Source organism: Pedococcus sp. P2_A3 (assembly GCF_056405035.1).
The window spans coordinates 37,652-59,741 of the sequence record NZ_JBFUCW010000021.1 but is presented as its reverse complement, the minus strand read 5'-3'; the positions used below and the strand labels follow the sequence as shown (position 1 = coordinate 59,741).

At 71.2% G+C, this 22,090-nt stretch carries 18 protein-coding genes; 9 read left to right on the top strand and 9 right to left on the bottom strand.

Going from position 1 to position 22,090, the window contains the following annotated elements:
* Positions 1-84 precede the first annotated feature (84 nt).
* From AC1DX8_RS16290 to bar, 3 genes are all read left to right on the top strand, one after another.
* Positions 85-1,425, top strand: coding sequence for a PucR family transcriptional regulator (locus AC1DX8_RS16290; RefSeq protein WP_477630990.1), 1,341 nt, complete (start codon positions 85-87; stop codon positions 1,423-1,425).
* A gap of 132 nt (positions 1,426-1,557) precedes the next feature.
* Positions 1,558-2,583 carry a carbamate kinase gene (locus AC1DX8_RS16285; protein WP_477630989.1) on the top strand — a complete coding sequence of 342 codons (1,026 nt, stop codon included), beginning with the start codon at positions 1,558-1,560 and terminating at the stop codon, positions 2,581-2,583.
* Between the two features lie 5 nt (positions 2,584-2,588).
* Positions 2,589-3,731 carry a barbiturase gene (gene bar, locus AC1DX8_RS16280; protein WP_477630988.1) on the top strand — a complete coding sequence of 381 codons (1,143 nt, stop codon included), beginning with the start codon at positions 2,589-2,591 and terminating at the stop codon, positions 3,729-3,731.
* A gap of 98 nt (positions 3,732-3,829) precedes the next feature.
* Here bar and purH read toward each other — a convergent pair whose 3' ends face one another.
* The 3 genes from purH to AC1DX8_RS16265 form a co-directional block, all read right to left on the bottom strand.
* Positions 3,830-5,470, bottom strand: a complete 1,641-nt coding sequence (purH, locus tag AC1DX8_RS16275) for a bifunctional phosphoribosylaminoimidazolecarboxamide formyltransferase/IMP cyclohydrolase (RefSeq protein ID WP_477630987.1) — start codon at positions 5,468-5,470, stop codon at positions 3,830-3,832.
* Entirely contained in the window at positions 5,467-6,078 is a 612-nt protein-coding gene (gene purN, locus AC1DX8_RS16270) for a phosphoribosylglycinamide formyltransferase (RefSeq protein ID WP_477630986.1), read from the bottom strand. The genes purH and purN overlap by 4 nt, the downstream gene beginning before the upstream one ends.
* 140 nt (positions 6,079-6,218) lie before the next feature.
* Complete coding sequence (locus tag AC1DX8_RS16265) at positions 6,219-7,454, bottom strand: cell division protein PerM (RefSeq protein WP_477630985.1); 1,236 nt, start codon at positions 7,452-7,454, stop codon at positions 6,219-6,221.
* Positions 7,455-7,622: 168 nt separating this feature from the next.
* Here AC1DX8_RS16265 and AC1DX8_RS16260 point away from each other — a divergent pair, with 168 nt between their 5' ends.
* On the top strand, positions 7,623-8,123 hold the full coding sequence (locus AC1DX8_RS16260; RefSeq protein WP_477630984.1) for an RNA polymerase sigma factor: 501 nt from the start codon (positions 7,623-7,625) through the stop codon (positions 8,121-8,123).
* Positions 8,116-9,534 carry a hypothetical protein gene (locus AC1DX8_RS16255; protein ID WP_477630983.1) on the top strand — a complete coding sequence of 473 codons (1,419 nt, stop codon included), beginning with the start codon at positions 8,116-8,118 and terminating at the stop codon, positions 9,532-9,534. Before AC1DX8_RS16260 ends, AC1DX8_RS16255 begins: the two co-directional genes overlap by 8 nt.
* Before the next feature lie 103 nt (positions 9,535-9,637).
* Here AC1DX8_RS16255 and sucD read toward each other — a convergent pair whose 3' ends face one another.
* The 4 genes from sucD to AC1DX8_RS16235 all read right to left on the bottom strand — a co-directional run bounded on the left by sucD (position 9,638) and on the right by AC1DX8_RS16235 (position 13,964).
* Positions 9,638-10,528: a succinate--CoA ligase subunit alpha gene (gene sucD, locus AC1DX8_RS16250; RefSeq protein WP_477630982.1), complete on the bottom strand. Its 891-nt coding sequence runs from the start codon at positions 10,526-10,528 to the stop codon at positions 9,638-9,640.
* Positions 10,529-10,550: 22 nt separating this feature from the next.
* Positions 10,551-11,738: an ADP-forming succinate--CoA ligase subunit beta gene (sucC, locus tag AC1DX8_RS16245; protein WP_477630981.1), complete on the bottom strand. Its 1,188-nt coding sequence runs from the start codon at positions 11,736-11,738 to the stop codon at positions 10,551-10,553.
* Positions 11,739-11,918: 180 nt separating this feature from the next.
* Positions 11,919-12,932, bottom strand: coding sequence for a DUF3048 domain-containing protein (locus tag AC1DX8_RS16240; protein WP_477630980.1), 1,014 nt, complete (start codon positions 12,930-12,932; stop codon positions 11,919-11,921).
* 60 nt (positions 12,933-12,992) lie between these two features.
* Positions 12,993-13,964, bottom strand: coding sequence for a threonine dehydratase (locus tag AC1DX8_RS16235; RefSeq protein WP_477630979.1), 972 nt, complete (start codon positions 13,962-13,964; stop codon positions 12,993-12,995).
* Between the two features lie 80 nt (positions 13,965-14,044).
* On the opposite strand from AC1DX8_RS16235, the gene AC1DX8_RS16230 reads away from it, so the two are divergent.
* Positions 14,045-14,527: a hypothetical protein gene (locus AC1DX8_RS16230; RefSeq protein WP_477630978.1), complete on the top strand. Its 483-nt coding sequence runs from the start codon at positions 14,045-14,047 to the stop codon at positions 14,525-14,527.
* Between the two features lie 81 nt (positions 14,528-14,608).
* On the opposite strand, the gene AC1DX8_RS16225 is transcribed toward AC1DX8_RS16230, so the two are convergent.
* Together AC1DX8_RS16225 and AC1DX8_RS16220 are read right to left on the bottom strand one after the other, a co-directional pair.
* On the bottom strand, positions 14,609-16,159 hold the full coding sequence (locus AC1DX8_RS16225; protein ID WP_477630977.1) for a M4 family metallopeptidase: 1,551 nt from the start codon (positions 16,157-16,159) through the stop codon (positions 14,609-14,611).
* 235 nt (positions 16,160-16,394) lie between these two features.
* Positions 16,395-18,449, bottom strand: a complete 2,055-nt coding sequence (locus AC1DX8_RS16220) for a M4 family metallopeptidase (RefSeq protein ID WP_477630976.1) — start codon at positions 18,447-18,449, stop codon at positions 16,395-16,397.
* Positions 18,450-18,844: 395 nt separating this feature from the next.
* Here AC1DX8_RS16220 and AC1DX8_RS16215 point away from each other — a divergent pair, with 395 nt between their 5' ends.
* The 3 genes from AC1DX8_RS16215 (at position 18,845) to AC1DX8_RS16205 (ending at position 22,054) form a co-directional block, all read left to right on the top strand.
* Entirely contained in the window at positions 18,845-20,758 is a 1,914-nt protein-coding gene (locus AC1DX8_RS16215; RefSeq protein ID WP_477630975.1) for a CocE/NonD family hydrolase, read from the top strand.
* A gap of 79 nt (positions 20,759-20,837) precedes the next feature.
* Entirely contained in the window at positions 20,838-21,455 is a 618-nt protein-coding gene (locus tag AC1DX8_RS16210; protein WP_477630974.1) for a ClpP family protease, read from the top strand.
* Positions 21,452-22,054, top strand: a complete 603-nt coding sequence (locus AC1DX8_RS16205; protein WP_477630973.1) for a ClpP family protease — start codon at positions 21,452-21,454, stop codon at positions 22,052-22,054. The genes AC1DX8_RS16210 and AC1DX8_RS16205 overlap by 4 nt, the downstream gene beginning before the upstream one ends.
* Positions 22,055-22,090 lie beyond the last annotated feature (36 nt).

The following is a 22,090-nucleotide window of genomic DNA, read 5'->3' as shown; positions in this document are numbered from 1 at the left end:
GGTTCCATCATGAGCGATCAGGTAGGCTAATTTCCTGACCTGTCAGAGTGACAGATCCGCAGTCTTTTGTTCGCTAGGAACAATATGAGCGTCAAACCGCCGTCTCAAGCCTCATCCTCCGCCACATCGGTCACCCCGTCCACTGGCGCCACCTCCACCACGCCCACCTCCACCACGCCGACCTCCACGGCCGCCGCCGTCGCCACGGCCGCCTCCGCCACGGAGCGGGCGGCCGGCCTCACGATGTCCCCCGAGGTCCTCGCCCGACTCAAGGGCGCCCTTCCCGCGGTCGCCAGCCACGCGGTGGAGGCCATCATCGAGGAGGTGCCGAGCTACGCCAGCGCACGCGAGTACCTCGTCGGCAACATCGAGACCGCCGTGCAGGTCGCGCTCGGCACGTTCCTCTCCATCGCAGCACGCTCCGACGACCCCAGCACCCCCCTCGGCCCCGCGCGCGAGGCGTCGTACAACCTCGGTCGCGGCGAGGCCCGCAGCGGACGCAGCATGGACGCCCTGCTGTCCGCCTACCGGATCGGCGCCCGGGTCTCCTGGCGGGGGCTGTCCGAGGAGAGTGTCCGGGCAGGCATGAGTGCCGAGCTGCTCGCCCGGTTCGCCGAGCTGGTCTTCGCCTACATCGACGAGCTGTCCGCGGCCAGCGTGGCCGGCCACGCCGACGAGCTCGCCACCGCCGAACGCGTCCAGCAGCGCCAGCTCGAGCGGCTCGCCCTCGAGATGCTGCGGGGTGCCTCCGAGGAGCTGGTCAGCCGGCGGGCCGAGCGAGCCGGCTGGGACCTCCCCCGCAGCGTGACCGTGCTGCTGGCCCCCGACTCCGAGCTGCACCACACCCGCACGCTGGTCGACGGCAGGTCGCTCGTCCTGACCGAGGACGTCCCGGGGGTCGACGCCCGCGAGGACGTCGCGGCTCTCATCGTGCCCCGGCTCACCCCGACCGCCCGCCGCCGCCTCGTGCAGGCGCTGGACGGCCACGACGTCGTCCTGGGCCCCACGCGGCCGTGGCGCGAGGCCGCCACCTCCCACCAGCGCGCCCTGCGCGGGCGGGCGACGCGCACGGGGCGGCGCACGGCATACGACACGGACGCCCACCTGGCCGAGATCGTGCTGGGCGCCGACCCGGCCGCCCTGGCCGACCTGCGCGCGCAGGCGCTGGCCCCCCTGGACGACTCCACCCCGGCGAGCCGCGAACGGCTCGAGGAGACGCTGCGGCTCTGGCTGCTGCACCGCGGTCGTCGTGAGCCGGTCGCCGAGGCGTTGTTCGTCCACCCGCAGACCGTCCGCTACCGCGTGGGCCAGCTGCGTGAGCTCTTCGGCGACGCCCTCGACGACCCGCTCCGGGTGGCCGACCTGGTGATCGCGCTCGGGGTCGCCCAGGCGCCGGTCAGCGGCGGCGCAGAGGCGCCGCGCTGACCGGCGCGCGGCCCAGGACCGGTCGCCGCCGCAGAAGTGCCAAGTCGACCCGTGCCATTGGGCAGGTCCTGCCAACGTCACGCGACGCCGGGCATCCCTAGGCTCGCCGCACGGACGACGAACGGAGGTGGCATGCGGGTCCTGATCGCGCTCGGCGGCAACGCCATGACCGGTCCCGACGGCAGCGCCACCCCGCAGGCCCAGCGGGAGGCCATCTCCCGCGCCATGGAGCACGTCGCCACCGTCGTCGCGGCCGGGCACGAGGTCGTCCTCACCCACGGCAACGGCCCGCAGGTCGGCAACCTGCTCGTCAAGAACGAGATCGCCGCCCACGTCGTGCCGCCCGTCCCGCTCGACTGGTGTGGCGCCCAGACGCAGGGAACCATCGGGTTCACGATCCTCGACACCCTCGAAGCCGCCCTCGCCGCGCAGGGCGTGGACGGGCGGGTCGCCGCCATCGTCTCTCGCACCCTCGTGGCGGCCGACGACCCCGGCTTCGCCAATCCCACCAAGCCGATCGGGCGGTTCCTGAGCCGTGACTTCGCCCAGCCGCTGATCGAGCACGGCGAGACGTGGGAGGACCGCGGCCACCAGGGCTGGCGCCGGGTCGTCGCCTCCCCCGAGCCCATCGAGGTGCTCGAGACCCACACGCTGCACACCCTGCTCGCCGCGGGCTACGTCGTGGTCGCGGCCGGGGGCGGCGGCATACCCGTCGTCCGCGAAGCCGACGGCACGGTGCACGGCGTCGAGGCCGTGATCGACAAGGACCTCACCGCAGCGGTGCTCGCCAGCGCCATCGGCGCCGACGTCCTGGTCATCGCCACCGACGTCGAGAACGCCGTCCTCGACTTCGGGACTCCCGGGGCCCAACCTGTCGGGCGGGTGCGGCTGGCCGACATGGAGGCGTATGCCGCGGACGGCCAGTTCGCGTCGGGGTCGATGGGGCCCAAGGTCGAGGCCGCCATGCGGTTCGTGCGCCACGGTGGCCGACGCAGCGTGATCACCGCTCTCGACCGGATCGCCGACGCGCTGCACGGCGACGTCGGCACCGTGATCGGCAACCCCTCGATCCCCACCGAGCCCACCGAGCCCACCGGCGACGATGCCGCCCCGGCAGCCGACGACCCGCCACCAGCTGTCAGAGAACCAGAGAGGTGACCGCCATGCCCGAACCCATTGAGGTCCGCAAGGTCCCGATCCACCACGTGTCCGACGCGAGTGAGCTGGCCAAGCTCATCGACGACGGGGTGATGGACGCCAACCGGGTGATTGCCATCATCGGCAAGACCGAGGGCAACGGTGGCGTCAACGACTACACCCGGATCATCGCCGACCGCGCGTTCCGGGAGGTCCTGGTCGCCAAGGGGGCTCCGGCCGACCAGGTGAAGCAGGTGCCGATCGTGTGGTCCGGCGGCACCGACGGCATCATCAGCCCGCACGCCACGATCTTCGCCACCGTGCCGGCTGACCAGGCTGAGCAGTCCGACGACCTGCGGCTGACCGTCGGGTTCGCGATGAGCGAGCCGATCCTGCCCGAGGAGATCGGCTACACCGGCATGATCACCAAGGTCGCCGACGCCGTGAAAGTGGCGATGGAGAAGGCCGGCATCACCGACCCTGCCGACGTCCACTACGTGCAGACCAAGACCCCGCTGCTGACGATCCACACGATCCGCGACGCCGAGTCACGCGGCAAGTCGGTCTGGACCCACCACACCCACGAGTCGATGGACCTGTCGAACGGCACGACCGGTCTCGGGATCGCGGTCGCGCTCGGCGAGATCGAGATGCCGACCGACGCCGACGTGATGAACAACCGGTCGCTGTTCTCCGCCGTGGCCTCGTGCTCCTCCGGCGTCGAGCTCGACCAGGCGCAGGTCGTCGTGGTGGGCAACACCAAGGGCATCGGTGGCCGCTACCGCATCGGGCACTCGGTGATGCGTGACGCCCTCGACGCCGACGGCGTGTGGTCGGCCATCAAGGACGCCGGGCTCGAGCTCCCCGAGCGGCCGCACTCCTCCGACCTCCAGGGTCGGCTCGTCAACGTGTTCCTCAAGTGCGAGGTCAGCCAGAACGGCGAGGTCCGCGGCCGCCGCAATGCCATGCTCGACGACTCCGACGTGCACTGGCACCGCCAGATCAAGTCGGCGGTCGGTGGCGTCACCGCCTCCGTGACCGGCGACCCGGCGGTGTTCGTCTCGGTGTCGGCCGCGCACCAGGGCCCTGACGGCGGAGGCCCCGTGGCAGCCATCGTCGACCTGGGCTCCGGCGAGCCGACCGGCTACCGCGCCCCCACCCCGGACTGACCCCCCTTCTCCCCCCACTTGTTGCGCTCCGGTGGTCACCGACCCCGAGAATTCCGGGTCTCGTGACGACCTGAACGCAACAAGTCGGAGAGGGGGACCTAGTGGGCGAAGTGACGGGTCCCGGTGAAGTACATCGTCACGCCGGCGGCCTCGGCTGCGGCCACGACCTCCTCGTCCCGCACCGACCCACCGGGGGCGACGACGGCTCGCACCCCGGCGTCGAGCAGCACCTGCAGCCCGTCGGCGAACGGGAAGAACGCATCCGACGCGGCGACCGCACCCCGCGCCCGGTCGGCGCCGTCGGAGTTCGCCCGTGACACGGCGAGGTGGCAGGAGTCGACGCGGTTGACCTGACCCATGCCGATGCCGACGGAGCCGCCGTCCTTGGCGAGCAGGATCGCGTTGGACTTCACCGCACGCACCGCGCGCCAGGCGAACTGGAGGTCGGCGAGCGTCGCCTCGTCCGCTGCCTGACCCGCCACCAGCCGCCACCTCGAGGCGTCGTCCCCGCCGGGCGTCTCGCCCTCGACGACCGCGTCGATCCGGTCGGGCACCTGCACGAGCAGCCCGCCGCTGATCGGCCGCGTCTCGATCGGGTCGCGGTGCGCCGCCAGGTCGGCAGGGAGCTGTAGCAGTCGCCGGTTCTTCTTCTCCCGCAACACCTCCAGCGCGTCGGCGTCGAACGACGGAGCCGCGATGACCTCGCTGAAGGTCTCGTTCGCGGCGAGCGCCATTGCCTTGGTCACGGGCCGGTTCGTCGCGATGATGCCGCCGTACGCGGACACCGGGTCGCACGCGTGAGCCGCGGCATACGCCTGTTCCACGGTCGCGCCCACGGCGATCCCGCACGGGTTGGCGTGCTTGATGATCGCCACCGTCGGCTGGTCGCCGTGGTCGTACGCGGCGCGCACGGCGGCATCGGTGTCGATGTAGTTGTTGTAGGACATGTCCTTGCCGTGCAGCTGCTCCGCGGAGGCGACGCCGGGGCGCCAGTGCGTGTAGAGGGCGGCCGGCTGGTGGGGGTTCTCGCCGTAGCGCAGCACGTTGGCCCGGTGGAAGGTGGCGCCCGTCCAGGCCGGGAAGCCGGTGCCGTCGCTCGTGTCGACGTAGGCGTTGCCCATCCAGTTCGCGACGGCGTTGTCGTAGTCGGCGGTGTGCACGAACGCCTGGGCGGCCAGGCGCTTGCGCTCGGTGAGCGTGAACCCGCCGTTCGCGACGGCCGAGAGCACCGCCGGGTATGCCGCGGCGTCGGTGACGACCGCGACGCTGGGGTGGTTCTTGGCCGCGGCCCGCACCATCGAGGGACCGCCGATGTCGATCTGCTCGATCACCTCGTCGGGGCCGGCACCCGAGGCCACCGTCTCGCGGAACGGGTAGAGGTTCACCACGACCAGCTCGAACGGCTCGACCCCGAGGTCGGCCAGCTGCGCGACGTGGTCGGCCTTGCGGGTGTCCGCGAGGATCCCGGCGTGCACGCGGGGGTGCAGCGTCTTGACCCGGCCCTCGAGGCACTCGGGGAAGCCCGTGAGGTCCTCGACCTTGGTGACGGGGAGTCCGAGTCCTTCGATGAGGGCAGCGGACCCGCCGGTCGAGACCAGGGCGACGCCGGCCTCGTGCAGCCCGCGCGCCAGCTCCTCGAGCCCGGTCTTGTCGTAGACCGAGACCAGTGCCCTGCGGATCGGCCTGCGTCCCGCGTCCGCGGCGTCAGGGGTGGAGGTGGTGGCTGGCTGTGCGGTCACGGAATGGTGGCCTTCCCATCGGAAACGGTGATTCCCTCGCGGGCCGCGCGGCCCACGATCTCGACGAGCAGCGGGTGCTCGACGGCTTTGATGCGCTCGTGGAGGGTGTCCTCGGTGTCGCCGGGCTCGACGTCCACGGTGGCCTGGGCGAGCACCGGCCCGGTGTCGATCCCGGCATCCACGACGTGCACGGTGCAGCCGGTCTGGGTGGCACCGGCCGCGAGCGCGTCACGCACCGCGTGGGCGCCCTTGAAGGACGGCAGCAGGGCGGGGTGGGTGTTGAGGACGGTCCACCGTCCGAGGACCTCGGGTCCCAGGAGCTTCATGAAGCCGGCGGAGACCACGAAGGCGGGTTGGTGGTCGGCGATCCGCTCGGCGAGGGCCGCGTCCCACTCGGCCCGGGTGTCGTAGTCCTCCACCCGGCACACGAACACGGTGATGCCGGCCGCCCCAGCGCGGTGCAGGCCGGCGATGCCCGCGCGGTCGCCACCGACGGCGAGGATCCGCACGCCGTACGCAGGGTCCGCGGTGGCGTCGATGAGGGCCTGGAGGTTGGTGCCCGATCCGGAGACGAGCACGACGATCCCGGTCGGCTCGGGGGCAGTCACGCGGGAGACGATACCGAGCCACGGCCGCGCGGCCGCACCCGCGTCCACGACGCGCTGCCCGGGCCACTCGTTCGATGTAAACACGCCGGGAATCTCCGGCGTGTTTACATCGAACCGGGGGTCAGTGGGTCCGAGGTGGGTCAGCGGCGCAGCTTCCAGCGGTCCCAGACCAGCACGATCGCGGCACCGAGGCCCAGCTCGACCAGCAGGGCCAGGGTCATCGCGCCGGCCGGGGCGCCGATGTCGGACAGCCGAGCCCTCCCGAGCGACCCGCCCCCGAGCACGTCGAGCAGTCCGATCGCCCCGGCGGCGACCACCACCGACGTCCCCGCGACGGTCAGCTTGGTGCGCTCGGTGGACAGCCGAGCCACCGCGCGCAGCGAACGCCATCCAACCAGGGCACCGACGGCCACCGGGAGCAGGACCACCACGGGCAGGAAGCCGGGGAAGGCACCCGGCTGGGGCAGCGCACCGAAAGCCGGCACCATCGGCATCAGCGAGGTGCGGCTGCCGGTCCAGGTGGCCGAGGCGCCCTCGACCGCGGAGAACCCGGTACCGGCGACGAACGAGACGGCCCAGAGGGCGAGGTTGGGGAGCACGGCCACCTGGGCCAGGGTCAACGCGACTCCCCCGATCACCCCGGGCGCCAGCTCCGCCTGCAGGTGGCGGACCTCGCTGAACCGCAGCACGAGCAGCACGAGGCAGATCACGGTGCCCGCCCCGAGCAGCACGCCAGCCCCCTCGAGGCCCGGTCGAAGGGCCCGGCGGACCGCCTCGGGCAGCCAGGCCGGACGGGTCAGGCCCGGACCCGCCAGCTCCGGTCGCCCCTTGAGCAGTCGCTGGAGGGCCAGCAGCACCGAGACGACGGGGACGACGAGCACGGGGAAGACGAGGGTCCAGACGACCGGGTGGGGACCGGCGAGGTAGGCGACGGCCACCCACAGCAGGGCGCACGCGGCATACCCGGTGGCCCAGGCGAGGAGCGCTGCGCCGAGGGGGCGGTGGAGCAGGTCGCGCGCCAGTCGGATGGTGCGCGCGTCGGCGGTCTCGCGGGCAGCGCGGGTCGCGGCCCACGCCCCGACGGCCACGTTCAGTGCCAAGGCCAGCAGCGGGACGACCGTGAGGTGGGTGCCGCCGACGGCCAGGTGCGCGCCCCCCGCGAGCAGCCAGAGACTGGCTCCGACGCCCAGCGAGCTGGTCCAGGTCACGGTGCTCTCGGAGGCGGCGACCCAGACGAGCAGGGCCGGCAGCACGAACACCGTGGCCGATCCCGCAGCGGCCAGGGCCCCGGCCACGAGCGCCTTGCGGTGCACGGCAGAGCCCGGCCCGTCGCCGGTCGACGAGGTCCCCGCCCTCAACATCTCCATCACAGTCATCGCTGCCCCATCGTCTCCGACCGTGCTGCCTGAGCCGCCGTGCAACGCCGAGGACGGGTGAGAAATGTCCGAACGCGCCGCAACCCAACCTCGCGCGAGCGCGTCTGCTGCGGTGTGATGGCCATGGTGGTTCCGACCGGCGCGACAACGCCGACGCAGGAGGTGACGATGGGCGCGCAGTCCGCCGAGGCGGAGTTCGACGCGTTCTACCGTGACACCTCCCGTCGCGTCGTCCACCTGGTCTACGCGTTCACCGGCGACCTCACCGTCGCGCAGGACGCCACCCAGGAGGCCTACGCGAGGGCGTGGCAGCAGTGGTCCACGGTGCGCACCCACGACGACCCCCTCGCCTGGGTCCGCACGGTCGCCCGCCGGGTCGCGATCTCCGGCTGGCGCAAGCGGACCACCCAGGACCGCGCCCACGAACGACACGGGGCCCACGACTCGGTGGGTCCGCCCACGGAGGACCGGGTGGCGGTGGTGGCGGCGCTGCGCACCCTGGCCGAACCGGTTCGCGAGGCCGTGACCATGCACTACATCGGCGACCTGAGCATCGAGCAGATCGCCCACGAGACCAACACCCCCGCAGGCACCGTCAAGGCGCGCCTGCACCGGGGTCGGGCCCAGCTGGCCCAGGCCCTGCAGCACCAGGAGAGTCCCCATGGCTGAGCACGACGACTGGACGGCGGCAGACGACGCCCGGGTCCGCGCTGCGCTGACCTCCCTGCGCACCGACGTGGAGGCGGCTCCCCTTCCCGACGTCCGCTTCGTCAAGGCAAGGGGTATGGCGCGTCGTCGCCGCCGGTTTCTCGCGGTAGGTGCCGCAGCGGCTGCGGCCGCCGTGGTCGCAGGGACGGTCGGGTTCGACCTGCTGGGCCAGGACGGCGACCTCGTACACCTTCCCGCGGCGCGGACCAGCACGGGCACCACCACGAGCGCGTCCGCGTCACCGACCACGACGTCGTCGCTGGACACCCCGGGCCTGCTCCCACTCGCCCGGGAGTGGGAGACCACCCTCGACCTGCCGGCTGACTCGGTCAGGCTCACCCAGGCCACGACCCTCGAGGGTGGGGTGGAGTGCGCCGACTCGATGGGCAGGCCGAGCCTCCAGCAGTCGGTGACGCAGGCCAGCTCGCCGGTGAGCGCGGCCGCCACCTACTGGCGCACCGGCGGCGACCCGACCAAGGTCGTCGCGCTGTCGCACTCGGTGGCCACGTGCCAGGCCGGTCCGAGCTTCACGGTGCGGTCCGAGCACGTCGGCGCCTACTCGCTGTACTCCTACGGCACCAAGGACGCCGGCTCCGGATGGTTCGCCGTCGTGCCCGGCCGGGACGGGGTGGAGCTGCTGCAGCTCATCGACCCTGCCTTCCCGGACGTGAAGACCGGAGGGTTCACGACGGACGAGCTGGGCGCTCTCGCGCTGGTGGCGCAGCAGCGGCTCGACCGCTACGCGACGGCCAGCGACTCCGCCACCACGTCGGGGACCGCGGGCACGCCCGGAGCCAAGCCCGTCAACCAGAAGATGACCGTCACCGGTCCGGACCCCCTGCCGTCGTCCACCCTCTTCGTCGCCGCCTCGCAGTGGGCCTCCCAGGCACTCACCCGCGGGGCCAAGACCTCCGATGGTCCGGGAGCCCTCGAGGGGTCGACCACCGTCGCGAGCTGTGAGACCGACACCCAGCAGGCCGGCATCGGGGGCCGCGTCGGCGTGGTGTCGGTCCGCATCGGCAACGGCACCACCGGCTACATCGGCCGACAGCGCGTCCAGCTCGACGACGCGACCGACGCCGCCGTCCGCAAGAGCTACGTGAGCGCCCGCATCTCGGAGGCCAAGCAGCTGTACGCCAACGGGTGCGACGGTCCCAACTACTCGGTCAAGCCCACAGCGGGACCGACCGACGGGACGTTCCGCCTCGACACCGTCTTCGTCGACGGGTCGCCGAGCCTCTCTGAGTGGGTCGGCGTGACCGCCCAGAGGACGTCGGGCGCGGTGACCACGATCGTCCTGACCGCGGTCGCCGACCCGACGCAGGGCTTCGCCGAGCTCGACCGCCTGCTGGCGCTCGCCCGCCAGAAGTAGACCTCCGCGGGACCGCCACCAGCACCCCCACGGCATACCGCGGAAGCGCGACGGCCGCCACCCACCAGGGTGACGGCCGTCGTGAACTGCGTTGCGGCAGAAGCTACTTCTGCAGGTCTCGCATGATCTCGCGCATCAGCTCGGCGGTCGCGGACGGCGTCTTGCCGACCTTGACACCGGCCGCCTCGAGGGCCTCCTGCTTGGCAGCGGCCGTGCCCGCGGAGCCGGACACGATGGCGCCGGCGTGGCCCATGGTCTTGCCCTCGGGAGCGGTGAAGCCCGCGACGTAGCCGACGACCGGCTTGGTCACGTGGTCCTTGATGTATGCCGCGGCGCGCTCCTCGGCGTCGCCGCCGATCTCGCCGATCATCACGATCGCGTCGGTCTCCGGGTCCTTCTCGAACGCCTCGAGGCAGTCGATGTGGGTGGTGCCGATGATCGGGTCGCCGCCGATGCCGACCGCGGAGGAGAAGCCGAAGTCCCGCAGCTCGTACATCATCTGGTAGGTCAGCGTGCCCGACTTGGAGACCAGGCCGATCCGCCCGGCGCCCGCGATGTTGGCGGGGATGATGCCGGCGTTGGACTTCCCGGGGCTGATCAGGCCGGGGCAGTTCGGCCCGACGATGCGGGTCGCCTTGCCCTTGCTGTAGTTGTAGAACTCCGCGGAGTCCTTGACCGCGATGCCCTCGGTGATGACGACCGCGAGCGGGATCTCGGAGTCGATCGCCTCGACCACTGCAGACTTCGCGAACGCGGGCGGCACGAAGATGACCGACACGTTGGCGCCGGTCGCCTCGATGGCCTCGGCCACCGTGCCGTAGACGGGCACGGTGACGCCGCCGTCGAAGTCGACCGTGGTGCCCGCCTTGCGCGGGTTGACGCCACCGACGATGGCGGTGCCGGAGGCGAGCATGCGCTGCGTGTGCTTCATGCCCTCGGAGCCGGTCATGCCCTGGACGATGACCTTGGAGTTCTCGTCGAGAAAGATTGCCATTGGTGTGTTCTCCCGGCCCTTGTCAGTTGGTCGCGGCCGAAGCCAGCTCGGCGGCCTTGCGGGCCGCGCCGTCCATGGTCTCTTCGATGGTCACCAGCGGGTGGTTGGCCTCGGCGAGGATGCGCCGGCCCTCCTCCACGTTGTTGCCGTCCAGCCGGACGACGAGCGGCTTGGTGGCCTCGTCCCCGAGGTTGTTCAGTGCGCCGACGATGCCGTTGGCCACCGCGTCACAGGCGGTGATGCCACCGAACACGTTGACGAACACCGACTTCACCTGCTCGTCGCCGAGGATGATGTGCAGCCCGTTGGCCATGACCTCGGCGGAGGCGCCGCCACCGATGTCGAGGAAGTTGGCCGGCTTCGGCTGACCCGGGAACTCCTCGCCGGCGTAGGCGACGACGTCGAGGGTCGACATGACCAGCCCCGCGCCGTTGCCGATGATGCCGACGGAGCCGTCGAGCTTGACGTAGTTGAGGTCCTTCTCCTTGGCGGCGGCCTCCAGCGGGTCGGCTGCGGCCTTGTCCTCGAGGGCCTCGTGGTCGGGGTGGCGGAACCCGGCGTTCTCGTCGAGCGTCACCTTGCCGTCGAGGGCGACGATGTCGCCCGCCTCGGTCTTGACCAGCGGGTTGACCTCGACGAGCGTGGCGTCCTCGTCGCGGTAGACGGTCCACAGGGACTGCAGCACCGGGACGATCTTCGCAGCGGTCTCGTCGTCGAAGCCGGCCGCGGACACGATCTCCTGCGCCTTGGCCTCGTCGATGCCGGTGTTCGGGTCGACCTCGATGCGGGCGAGGGCCTCGGGGCGCTCGACGGCGAGCTGCTCGATCTCCATCCCGCCCTCCTTGCTGCACATCGCGAGGTAGGTGCGGTTCGCGCGGTCGAGCAGGACCGAGAAGTAGTACTCCTCGGCGATCTGGGCGCCCTGGGCGATCATCACGGTGCCGACGGTGTGGCCCTTGATGTCCATGCCGAGGATCGCCTCAGCGTGCTGCTGTGCCTCGTCGGCGGACTTGGCGACCTTGACGCCGCCGGCCTTGCCTCGACCACCGGTCTTGACCTGGGCCTTCACGACGGTCACCCCGCCGCTCTTGGCACCGATCTCCTCGGCGGCGGCGCGAGCCTGCTCCGGGGTGGTGGCGGTGGCGCCGGCGAGCACCGGCACGCCGTGCTTCTCGAACATGTCTCGGGCCTGGTATTCGAACAGATCCACGTCTGACGTCCTCGTCTACGGATGGGTGTGGTTCGACGCCGAGACTAGCCCTGTCAGGACGCCGTGGCCCCCTCGGGTGCGGGCCTCGGAGCCAAGTGGGACCAATCTCACCGTCAGCCGTGGGTATGCCGCGTGGGCCGGTCCCTGCCGTGCCCACGGGCTGGACACGGCTCTCCTCTGTCAGCGGACGACGACGCTCTGTCCGGGCGTGACGAGCAGGACCCACACCGGGCCCACCGGGTCGAAGGTCAGCCACTGCTTGCCGACCGTGAACGAGGTCGGTGCCGTGACGCCCTTGCGCGACCAGCGGCCCTGCCACGACAGCCCGCCGCGCAGGACCACTGCAGGACCGTTCCCGACGACGTCGACCACCGGGGTGGGCTGGCCGTTGACGTCGCGGTTGCCCGACTGGTGCGTGACGACGTACTGGACCACGACGGTGCTGGCGCCGTACTGACGACCACTCGGGCTGACCTCGGGGCGGCCGTCCGTGGTGACGAGGTACTGCTTGCGCTGGGCACTCCACGTGAGGGTGACGCGCGAGGAGGGCCAGCGGGCGGCGACCGAGGTGGCGGGTGTGCCGCCGGCGGTGGGGGCGCCATAGCGGAACCCGATGTCGGCCGGCTTGACGCTGCCCCCCGCCCTCGCGAGCAGCTCCTTGGGGTTGCCGATCACGTTGTAGGGGGCCGGCCTCGACCGGTCGCGGTGGTACCCGCGGGTGCTCTGGTCGAAGCTGAGGTTGACCTGCTTGCCCCGGTCGAGGATCCGCTTGGTGTAGCTCGACGACCCGGAGAAGGCCAGCGCGACCCTCCCGTAGTTGGCCACGAGGTCGACGTCGGACTCGCGGCCGCTGCGGACCGGCCCCACCTCGGGCGCCTGGGTGCGGCTGAACACCGCCAGCAGCCGGGTCAGGCCGCCCTCGACCGGCTCGACGTAGACCACGTCGGCGACGTCGAGCCCGATCCGGGGACGCGCGGCCGGCGTGTTGTCGATCTTCACCGCGAGCACCGGGCCACCCACCAGCGGCAGGGGTCCGGTCGGCGTCGGGGCGGGCGCGGTCGTGGTGGTCGTGCTGGTGGCCGACGTCGCGCTCGTGGTCGGTGCCGCCGCTGGCTTGTCGCCGGAGCACGCCGAGAGGCCGAGGGCGACCACCGCCAGTGCGGCGAGGACGGGTGTGACGCGGGGGCGGGGCACGGCTCCGAGGATACGAGCCAGGGGTGGACCAGCAGCCGTCCCGAGAGACGACGCGCCGGATCAGGCGTGCGGCGTGTGGCCGGCCAGGACCGTCGCGAGCAGGTCTGCGTCGCAGTTGCCACCGCTCAGGATCACAGCGACGCGCCTGCCTGCCTGGGTCTCGCGCTCCGACAGCAACCCCGCGAGCGCGATGGCCCCAGCGGGCTCGGGCAGCTGGTGCGTGGTGCGCAGGAGCACCCGCATCGCCTCGGCGGTGTCGTCGTCCGGCACCGCCAGCACGCGGGCAGCGCCACCCACCAGCTCGGCGACCGCCTCGGGCACGGGTGCGCGGCAGGCGACCCCGTCGACGAACGTGTCGGCGGTGGGCGTCGTCACCACGGATCCCGCCTCGAACGACAGGGCGGTCGCCGGCGCCCGGTCTGACACCACCCCGACCACCTCGGTCGAGAGGCCCAGCAGGTCGCGCACCCCGATCAGCCCGCAGATCCCCGAACCCATGCCGACGGGCACGTAGACGGTGTCCAGCGGCCCCGCCTCGTCGAAGAGCTCGAGCGCGTAGGTGCCGACCCCGACGACCAGGTCGGGGTGGAACGGCGGCACCGCCTCGAGCCCGAGCTCCTCCTCCAGTCCCATGGCGTGCTCGCGCGCCTCCTGGTAGTCACGGCCGTGCACCACGAGCTCAGCCCCGAAGCCGCGCATCGCGGCGTTCTTGTCGGGGCTGTTGCCCTCCGGCACCACGATCACGACGCGCAGCCCGGCCGCCCGACCGGCATACGCGAGGGACTGTCCGTGGTTGCCACGGGTGGCAGACACGAAGCCCTTGACGTCAGGGCGCTCGCGGCTGGCGCGGTCGGCGTAGACCAGACCGCCACGGACCTTGAAAGCCCCCGTGGGCGTGGCGTTCTCGTGCTTCACCCAGACCTGCGTGCCGACGTGCTCGCTGAGCAGCGGCCACTCGAGCTGTGGCGTTGCGGGGAAGTGGCGACGCACGACGGCGGTCGCTGCGTCGAGCTCTGCGCGCGTGAACGGCATGTCCCGCAGTCTGCCCCAGGGGTGGCAGGTCGGCGCGACGCACGTGGCGCAAGGGATTGGGAATGGGCAGGATGGGCGGTATGTCGCGAACCTCCCCCTTGCCCCTTGCCGCCGTGTCCTTGCTCGGCGTCCTCGTCGCGGGGACGCTCTCTGCCTGCGGTACGGCCGGTCCCCAGCCGCCGCAGGCGCCATCGTCGAGCGCCACGAAGAAGGCGAGCTTCCCGCTCACGGTCCAGCGCACGGGCGGGATCGCGGGCTTCCGTGACACCCTCTCGATCCAGGACGACGGCGGGGTCATCGCGACGACCAAGCAGGGACAGGTGACCTGCACGATCGACAAGGACAGCCTTGCGGTCCTCAACGACGCCGCACTCCAGGTGCACGACACYGACCAGCCGACCACCCCACCCGCCGGGCAGTCCGACTCGATGCCGGTGGTGTTCGGGGCCGGCACCGGGCTCCTGGCCCTCGACGACGCCCGGGTCGCCAAGGCCGCGCCCGTGGTGAGCCAGCTGCTGGCCGACGTCACGGGACCTGCCAGCGACCGCAAGGTCTGCACCTGAGGCACCGCCGCCCCCAAACCAGTGCGCCGCCGGCCCGAGGGCCGACGGCGCACTGTCGTCACCGCACGCGGTGAGCGGTGGTCAGCAGGTGGCCGAACCGGCCGGCACCGCGATGGCGTCGAACGCGTTCTTCACCGCGACGCAGGTCGGCGACCCGGCGCCATACAGCTCCTTGGCCGAGGTGATCGCGCCCTCCCGGGCGGCCTTGTAGTCACTGCGCGAGGTCAGCTTCGTGGAAAGCGTGCGGTACCAGACCTTTTCGATGTTCCCGCGGCCCGCACCGTTCATCGTCGCGCCGTTGCAGGTGGGGCTGTTGTAGGCCACGCCGTTGACGGTGCGCGCCCCACTGCCCTCGGAGGCGAGGAAGAACCAGTGGTTGAGCGGACCCGACGAGTAGTGCGGGTCGAGGTTCTTCAGGCCGGTGCTCCAGCAGTCCTTGGAGGCGCCGTCCTTGCTCGGCTGGTCCATGTAGCGCAGCGGGGTGCCGTTGCCACGGATGTCGATCTTCTCGCCGATGAGGTAGTCGCCCGGGTCGGCGGGCGAGTTGGCGTAGAACTCCACCGCGGTGCCGAAGATGTCGGAGGTGGCCTCGTTGAGGCCGCCGGCGTCGCCGCGGTAGGCCAGGCCCGCGGTGTTCTCGGTGACCCCGTGGCTCATCTCGTGGCCGGCCACGTCGATGGCCGTGAGGGGCTTGGCGTTGCCGGCGCCGTCACCGTAGGTCATCTGGGTGCCGTCCCAGAACGCGTTGTTGTAGGCGTTGCCGTAGTGCACCCGGCTCCGCGCGCCGACTCCGGTGTCCCAGATGCCGTTGCGGCCCTGGACGTTCTTGTAGTAGTCGAAGGTCTTCTCCGCGCCGTACTGCGCGTCGACCCCGGCCGTCTGGCGCGAGCTGGTCGAGCCGTTGCCCCAGACGTCGTCCGCGTCGGTGAACAGCGTGCCGTTGCCCGTCGTGGCCCCGAGGAGGTCGGTGGTGTAGTTCCCCACCGTGTCCTTGAGCTGGTAGCTGCCCGCGGACAGCGTGGTCCCGAGCGAGACGGTGCCGGAGTACATCGAGTTGCCGGTGCCCTCGACGACCTCGTCCCACGAGTCGAGCGTGGCGCCCGACGTCGCGTCGACCACGGTGTGCAGCCGGCTGGGCGTCTGGTCGGCCTTGGTCCCGACCTCGACGACGTCGTAGGCCAGACGCGGGCCGGAGTCGCCGGCGTAGACCACCAGACCGGCGGGCGCACCGCTGTCGGCCTTGGCCGCGCTGCGGGCCTGACCGGCGGTGAGCTTCGGCGAGGTGCCGACCTCGACGCCCTTGGTGGCGTTCCAGCGGACCGTCTTCATCGACCCACTGGCGGTGCGCTCGACCACGAGGTCACCTCCGATGACCTTGAGCCCCTGGAAGGTGCGCTCGTAGCGCACGTGCCTCGTCCCGTCGGCGTCGGTGACGACGCTCTTGACCTGGAGCCGCTGGCCCGAGCCCAGGCCGAGCGCCCGGGCGGCATCGGCCGTCCTCGACTGCTCGGCGGTGACCGCCGCTGGTTGGCGTCCGTGGTCGGACGGGGCGGCGTGCGCCGCGGCGAGCGGGGTGGCGGCGGCCGTGGCCACCGCGATACCGAACGCGAGGCCTGCTGACAGCTTCTTCACGTGATCTCCTTCGTGGGACGTGCATGGTGGTGCGGACAGGCGCCCGGGGGCAGCGCGGTGGTGCTGTGGTGGTGCTGTGGTGCGGTGGTGGTGCTGTGGTGCGGTGGTGGTGCTGTGGTGGTCCTGCAGTGGTGGCGGTGGGCGCCGGCCTGGAGGTGCCCGGACCCACCGCCACCCGTCGGGGGCGAGAGACCGGGCCGGCGCTCAGGGGGAGCGCCGSCCCGGCCGGCTCGGACTAGCTGGTCGCCAGCGCGGTGTCGTCGACGACGAACGAGGTCTGCAGTGAGGAGTCCTCGTTCATGAGGAACTTCACCGAGATCGTCTTGCCCTTGTAGGCGGTGACGTCGAACGACTTCTGCGTGTACGTCGCGTTGGTGCCCACGTTGGAGTAGGTGGCGAGCGTGGTCGTCGTCGCCCCGTCGACCACCTGCACCTTCATGGTGTCGTATGCCGTGCTGCCGGACTCGGCCGTGTCGGTGCGCAGCCAGAACGACAGCGTCGCGGCCGTGACGGTCGACGGGATCGCCACGCTCTGCTGCTCCGTCTCGGTGGAGGTCGACCCGTTGCCACCGAGCCACAGCTTCCAGCTGCCGGTGCGGGCCGGACGTCCGGTGTTGTTGGTGATCGGCCCCGAGGTGCCCGTCCAGTTCACCGCACCCGACTCGAAGCCCGGGTTCAGCAGCAGGTTGCCGCCGGTGGGCGGGGGCGTGGTGCCCCCACAGGTGGCCGCACCCGCAGGGACGGCGATGGCCGTGAAGGCCTTCTCGACCGCCACGCACGTGGCGCTCCCCGCGCCGTACAGCTCCTTGGCCGAGGTGATCGCGCCCTCCCGGGCGTTGAGGTAGGTGCTGCCCGAGGTCAGCTTCGTTGACAGCGTGCGGTACCAGACCTTCTCGATGTTGCCGTGGCCGGCGCCGGTGAAGGACGAGCCGTCGCAGGTGGGGCTGTTGTAGCTGACGCCGTTGACGGTCTTGGCGCCGGAGCCCTCGGAGGCCAGGTAGAACCAGTGGTTCAGCGGGCCGCTCGAGTAGTGCGGGTCGAGGCTGCCCAGGGTCGAGGACCAGCAGTCCTTCGACGCACCGTCCTTGCTCGGCTTGTCCATGTAGCGCAGCGGGGTGCCGTTGCCGTTGATGTTGATCTTCTCGCCGATGAGGTAGTCACCCGGGTCGGCCGGCGAGTTGGCGTACCACTCGACGGCGGTGCCGAAGATGTCTGACGTCGCCTCGTTCAGGCCACCGGCGTCCCCGCTGTAGTTGAGGCCGGCGGTGTTCTCGGTGACACCGTGGCTCATCTCGTGGGCGGCCACGTCGATGGAGGTCAGCGGGTGGGTGTTGCCCGACCCGTCGCCGTAGGTCATCTGCGTGCCGTCCCAGAACGCGTTCACGTACGCGTTGCCGTAGTGGACGCGGCTGCGCGCACCGGCTCCGGTGTTCCAGATGCCGGCGCGGCCCAGGACGTTGTTGTAGTAGTCGTACGTCTTCTCCGCGCCGTACTCGGCGTCGACGCCGGCCGTCTGGCGGTTGCTCGCCGTGCCGTCACCCCAGGTGTTGTCGGCGTCGGTGAACTGCGTCCCGGCTGCCGTCGAGCTCGTCGAGCCGTTCAGGTCAGTGGTGTAGTTGCCGTGGCTGTCCTTGAGCAGCCAGGACGAGCCGGACTGGATGGTGTTGAGCGTGACCGTGCCCGAGTACATCGAGTTGCCCGTGCCGTTGACGATCTCGTCCCACGAGGTGATGACGGCGCCGCTGTTCGCGTCGACGACGGTGTGGAGGCGGCTCGGCGTCTGGTCGGCCCTGACGCCTTGCGTCACGACGTCCCACGCGAGTCGGGGGCTGCCCTGGCCGGCCCAGACGACGAGCTCGCCGTCGTTGGACTTGGCTGAGTAGCCGGCTCGTTTCGCGCCCGACGACTCGGCCGACGACTCGCTCACCTTCGGGCTGGTCGAGGAGACCGCGACCTTGCCTGAGGCGTTGTAGTGGACGTCCTCCGTCGCGCCCGACTTGGCGTGCTCGACGATGAGGTCGCCGCCGAGGACGCGCAGGCCCTTGTAGGTGCGGTCGTAGCGGACGTGCTGGGTGCCATCGGCATCGTTGACGACGTTGCGCACCACGAGCTTCTCGTCCTTGGACAGACCCAGCGCAGCGTGGTCCTGGTCGGGACTCGGCTGCGAGGAGGCTGAGCTCGCGGCCTGGTAGGGCGCAGCCTGGGGGGAGGCTGATGCAGCAGACAGTGGAGTGGCCACGGCCGCGGCGACTGCGACGCCCAGTGCGGCGCCGGTGGACAGTCGGATCACGAAATCCTCTTCTCGGACATGCGCAGGTTGGGTGACCTGCACGTGGGCGGCGGGATCCCCCTCCAGGGGCGGCACAGGGTTTGCCGTGGGCTTCGCGCCGTGCCGACCTAACCTTTCGCGCGAACGGCGGGTCAATGTTTATTGCGAAGACTTGACCAAATGCGTGGGAACCTCCGGAATGGGACGTTCCACAACGACTTTTCTTCTGCTCTTGCCCAAGATCGCGTCATCGCCACGTCATCGCCGCTCGGTCGTCGCCCCCTGCCCGTCCAGCCACTGGACCTGCCAACTCATCATGCGGACGCCGTCAGCGACCGTAACCGCACCCCTCCCCCCGTCGTTGTCACGGCACTGCAGCGGCGCCAGCCCGGCCCGCCCGCCACCGTGGAGGCCCGATGTCGCGCCGCACCTCGTCCTTGCCCCGCTCCGTCGCCGTCCTGGCCGTCGCCGCCCTGGCCACCCCTGCTGTCGTCGCGACCCAGGCGTCAGCGGCTGCACCACCGACGAGCACAGCGGCCGCCTCCACCGCGGCCTTCGACACCGTCGACACCTACTCCGGCCTGACGTTCACCGTCCCTGCGGGGAAGAACGACCTCGGGCAGCCGCAGACCTGCACCATCGACGCCGACCTCTACAAGCCACACTCGGCCAACCCCGGAGCCCGGGTGCCGGCCATCCTCACGACCAACGGGTTCGGCGGGAGCAAGGCCGACCAAGCCGGCCTCGGCGCCGCGTTCGCCAAGCGCGGCTACGCCGTGCTGTCCTACACCGGCCTCGGATTCCCGAACAGCGGCTGCAAGATCTCGCTCGACGACCCCGGCGTCGACGGGGTCGCGGCCACCTCGTTGGTGAGCTTCCTCGGCGGTGCCGGCCCGGCGGCATACGCCTCGTCGCAGGTGGGTGGGGTCGCCGGCGGCGCAGGGACGCTGTCGGTCGACTTCACGGTCCTCGACAACCCTGCCACCCACGACCCCCGCCTGGGGATGATCGGAGGGTCGTACGGCGGCCAGATCCAGTTCGCCACTGCCGCAACGGATCCCAGAGTTGACACCCTCGTCCCCCTCATCACGTGGAACGACCTGCGCTACTCCCTGGCCCCGAACAACACCAGCTTCACGAGCGGCGTGACCTACGCCGGCTCCAACCCGGGCACCGAGAAGATCGGGTGGGCCGGCCTGTTCTTCGGGGTCGGCATCCTCGACGGGCTCCAAGGCGCGGCCATCGACCCGGCACGCAACGTCGGGTGCCCCAACTTCGTGCTGGAGGCCTGTCAGGCCAAGGCGACGCTCGACACGCTCGGCTACCCGACGGCGGCGACCACGGCACTGACCGACCGCGTGTCCGTGGGGCACTACATCGACAAGGTGAAGGTGCCCACGTTCCTCATCCAGGGCGAGAACGACACGCTGTTCAACCTCGAGGAGGCCACCGCCACCTACCGCTCGCTCAAGTCACGAGGCGTGCCGGTGACCATGGCGTGGCAGTCGTGGGGCCACTCCGGCGGCACCGGCACCAACACCGGAGCCGCTCCCGGTGAGCTCGACCTGACCGGGGAGCACATCGAGGACACCTACCTCGGCCTGCGCATCAAGAACTGGTTCGACCACTACCTCAAGGGCTCGTCGGTCTCGACCGGTCCCGGCTTCTCCTACTTCCGCGACTGGGTGCCCTACACCGGCACCGCCGCTCCGGCCTACGCCAGCGCGAGCAGCTACCCCGTCGGCTCGCGCACGAGCTGGTACCTCTCGGYGGCCGACCAGCTCGTGTCGTCGCGGTCGGCGATCCTGCCCGGGTCGACGTCCTGGACCAACCCCGGCCTGGGGGCGCCCGCGTCCTACACCGAGGTGTCAGGACTCGAGGGACAGGTCACGGTGCCCGACGGGCTGACCGTCCCCTTCGACACCCCCGGCACCTTCGGCGCGTGGTCGACGCCCGCACTGACGAAGCCGCTGACCGTCGTGGGTGCCCCGACCCTCGACGTGCAGTTCGAGTCGCCGGCCGTGGCGCTGACCCAGGCGGCCGGCCCCAGCGGCCAGCTCCAGGTCTTCGCCAAGCTCTACGACGTCGCCCCGGATGGCTCGATCACGCTGGTGCACAAGCTGATCAGCCCGGTGCGCGTCGCAGACGTCACCCAGCCGGTGCACATCGAGCTGCCGGCCATCGTGCACCGCGTCGAAGCCGGGCACCGGTTGCGGCTGGTGCTCGCCAGCACCGACGCGGCCTACAAGAACGCGTATGCCGTGCAGCCCGTCACGGTGCGCGCCTCCCCCACCGCGCCGGCGACGCTCAGCATCCCCGTGGTGCCGTAGCCGAACGGCTCACCCAACGCGTTCTGCTCACAGCAGCAAGCGCTGGCCACCGTGGGACGACCCGTCCCACGGTGGCTCCATGCGCGACACCACCAGCTCCCCGCTCGCCCCGTCCGACCACCTCACCACCCGCCTGCTCGAGCAACGGATCATCGTCCTCGACGGCGAGCTCGACGACCACGGCGGCACCCGCCTGTGCTCCCAGCTCTTCCTGCTGTCGGCCGAGGACCCGCGGGCCGACATCAGTCTCTGGATCAACTCCCCCGGCGGCTCGGTGCCGGCCATGCTCGCGATCCACGACGCGATCCGGCTCATCCCGAACGACGTGTCCACCCTGGCGCTCGGCCTGGCGTGCAGCGCCGGCCAGTTCCTCCTCACGGCCGGCACGCACGGCAAGCGCTACGCGCTCCGGCACTCACGGATCCTCATGCACCAGGGGTCGGCCGGGATCGGGGGGACGGCGGTCGACATCGAGCTGCAGGCAGACGACCTGCGCCACACCGTCGAGACGGTGCTCGGCCTCATTGCCCAGTACACCGGTCAGCCGCTCGAGCGGGTCCGCGAGGACTCCGCCCGCGACCGCTGGTACTCCGCGGAGCAGGCCCTGGCGTACGGCTTCGTGGACGGCGTCCTCGAGTCGCTCGACAGCATCCGGCCGCGACGAATGGCTCGCACCGGCCTCGGGAGCCCGCAGTGAGCACCTACACGATCCCCAACGTCGTCCGCACGCATCCGCGGGGCGACCGGGTGATGGATGTCTACAGCCACCTCCTGAGCGAGCGGATCGTCTACCTCGGCACCGAGATCGACGACGGCGTGTCCAACGCGCTGATCGCCCAGATCCTGCACCTCGAGTCCGAGGACGCCGAGCAGCCCATCGACCTCTACATCAACTCCCCCGGCGGATCGCTCACGGCGACCTTCGCGGTCTACGACGCGATGGAGTTCGTCAGGGCGCCGATCGCGACGACCTGCATCGGGCAGGCCTGTTCGACCGCGGCCATCCTGCTGGCCGCCGGAGCCCCGGGGAAGCGCAGCATCCTCCCGCACGCACGCGTGCTGTTGCACCAGCCCTCGGCTCGCAGCCAAGGCGCCATACCCGACCTCATCCTGGAGGCCGACGAGGTGATCAGGCTGCGCGCTGAGGCGGAGCGGGTGCTCTCGCACCACACCGGCCAGCCGCTGGACACCTTGCGGCGGGACACCGATCGCGACCGGATCTTCACCCCCGAGGCGGCCGTCGAGTACGGGTTGGTCGACCGGCTCGTGGCCTACCGGACCGCCGCCGACCTCTAGCCTGCGGCGATCAGACGCCCGCCCTCGAACTAGGCC

Bases quoted from the DNA above. Each gene is read 5' to 3' on its own strand.
- AC1DX8_RS16285 (WP_477630989.1), top strand. From the start codon at position 1,558: ATGCGGGTCCTGATCGCGCTCGGCGGCAACGCCATGACCGGTCCCGAC.
- AC1DX8_RS16260 (WP_477630984.1), top strand. From the start codon at position 7,623: ATGGGCGCGCAGTCCGCCGAGGCGGAGTTCGACGCGTTCTACCGTGAC.
- AC1DX8_RS16265 (WP_477630985.1), bottom strand. From the start codon at position 7,454: ATGACTGTGATGGAGATGTTGAGGGCGGGGACCTCGTCGACCGGCGAC.
- sucD (WP_477630982.1), bottom strand. From the start codon at position 10,528: ATGGCAATCTTTCTCGACGAGAACTCCAAGGTCATCGTCCAGGGCATG.
- AC1DX8_RS16235 (WP_477630979.1), bottom strand. From the start codon at position 13,964: ATGCCGTTCACGCGCGCAGAGCTCGACGCAGCGACCGCCGTCGTGCGT.
- bar (WP_477630988.1), top strand. From the start codon at position 2,589: ATGCCCGAACCCATTGAGGTCCGCAAGGTCCCGATCCACCACGTGTCC.
- AC1DX8_RS16210 (WP_477630974.1), top strand. From the start codon at position 20,838: ATGCGCGACACCACCAGCTCCCCGCTCGCCCCGTCCGACCACCTCACC.
- AC1DX8_RS16255 (WP_477630983.1), top strand. From the start codon at position 8,116: ATGGCTGAGCACGACGACTGGACGGCGGCAGACGACGCCCGGGTCCGC.
- AC1DX8_RS16290 (WP_477630990.1), top strand. From the start codon at position 85: ATGAGCGTCAAACCGCCGTCTCAAGCCTCATCCTCCGCCACATCGGTC.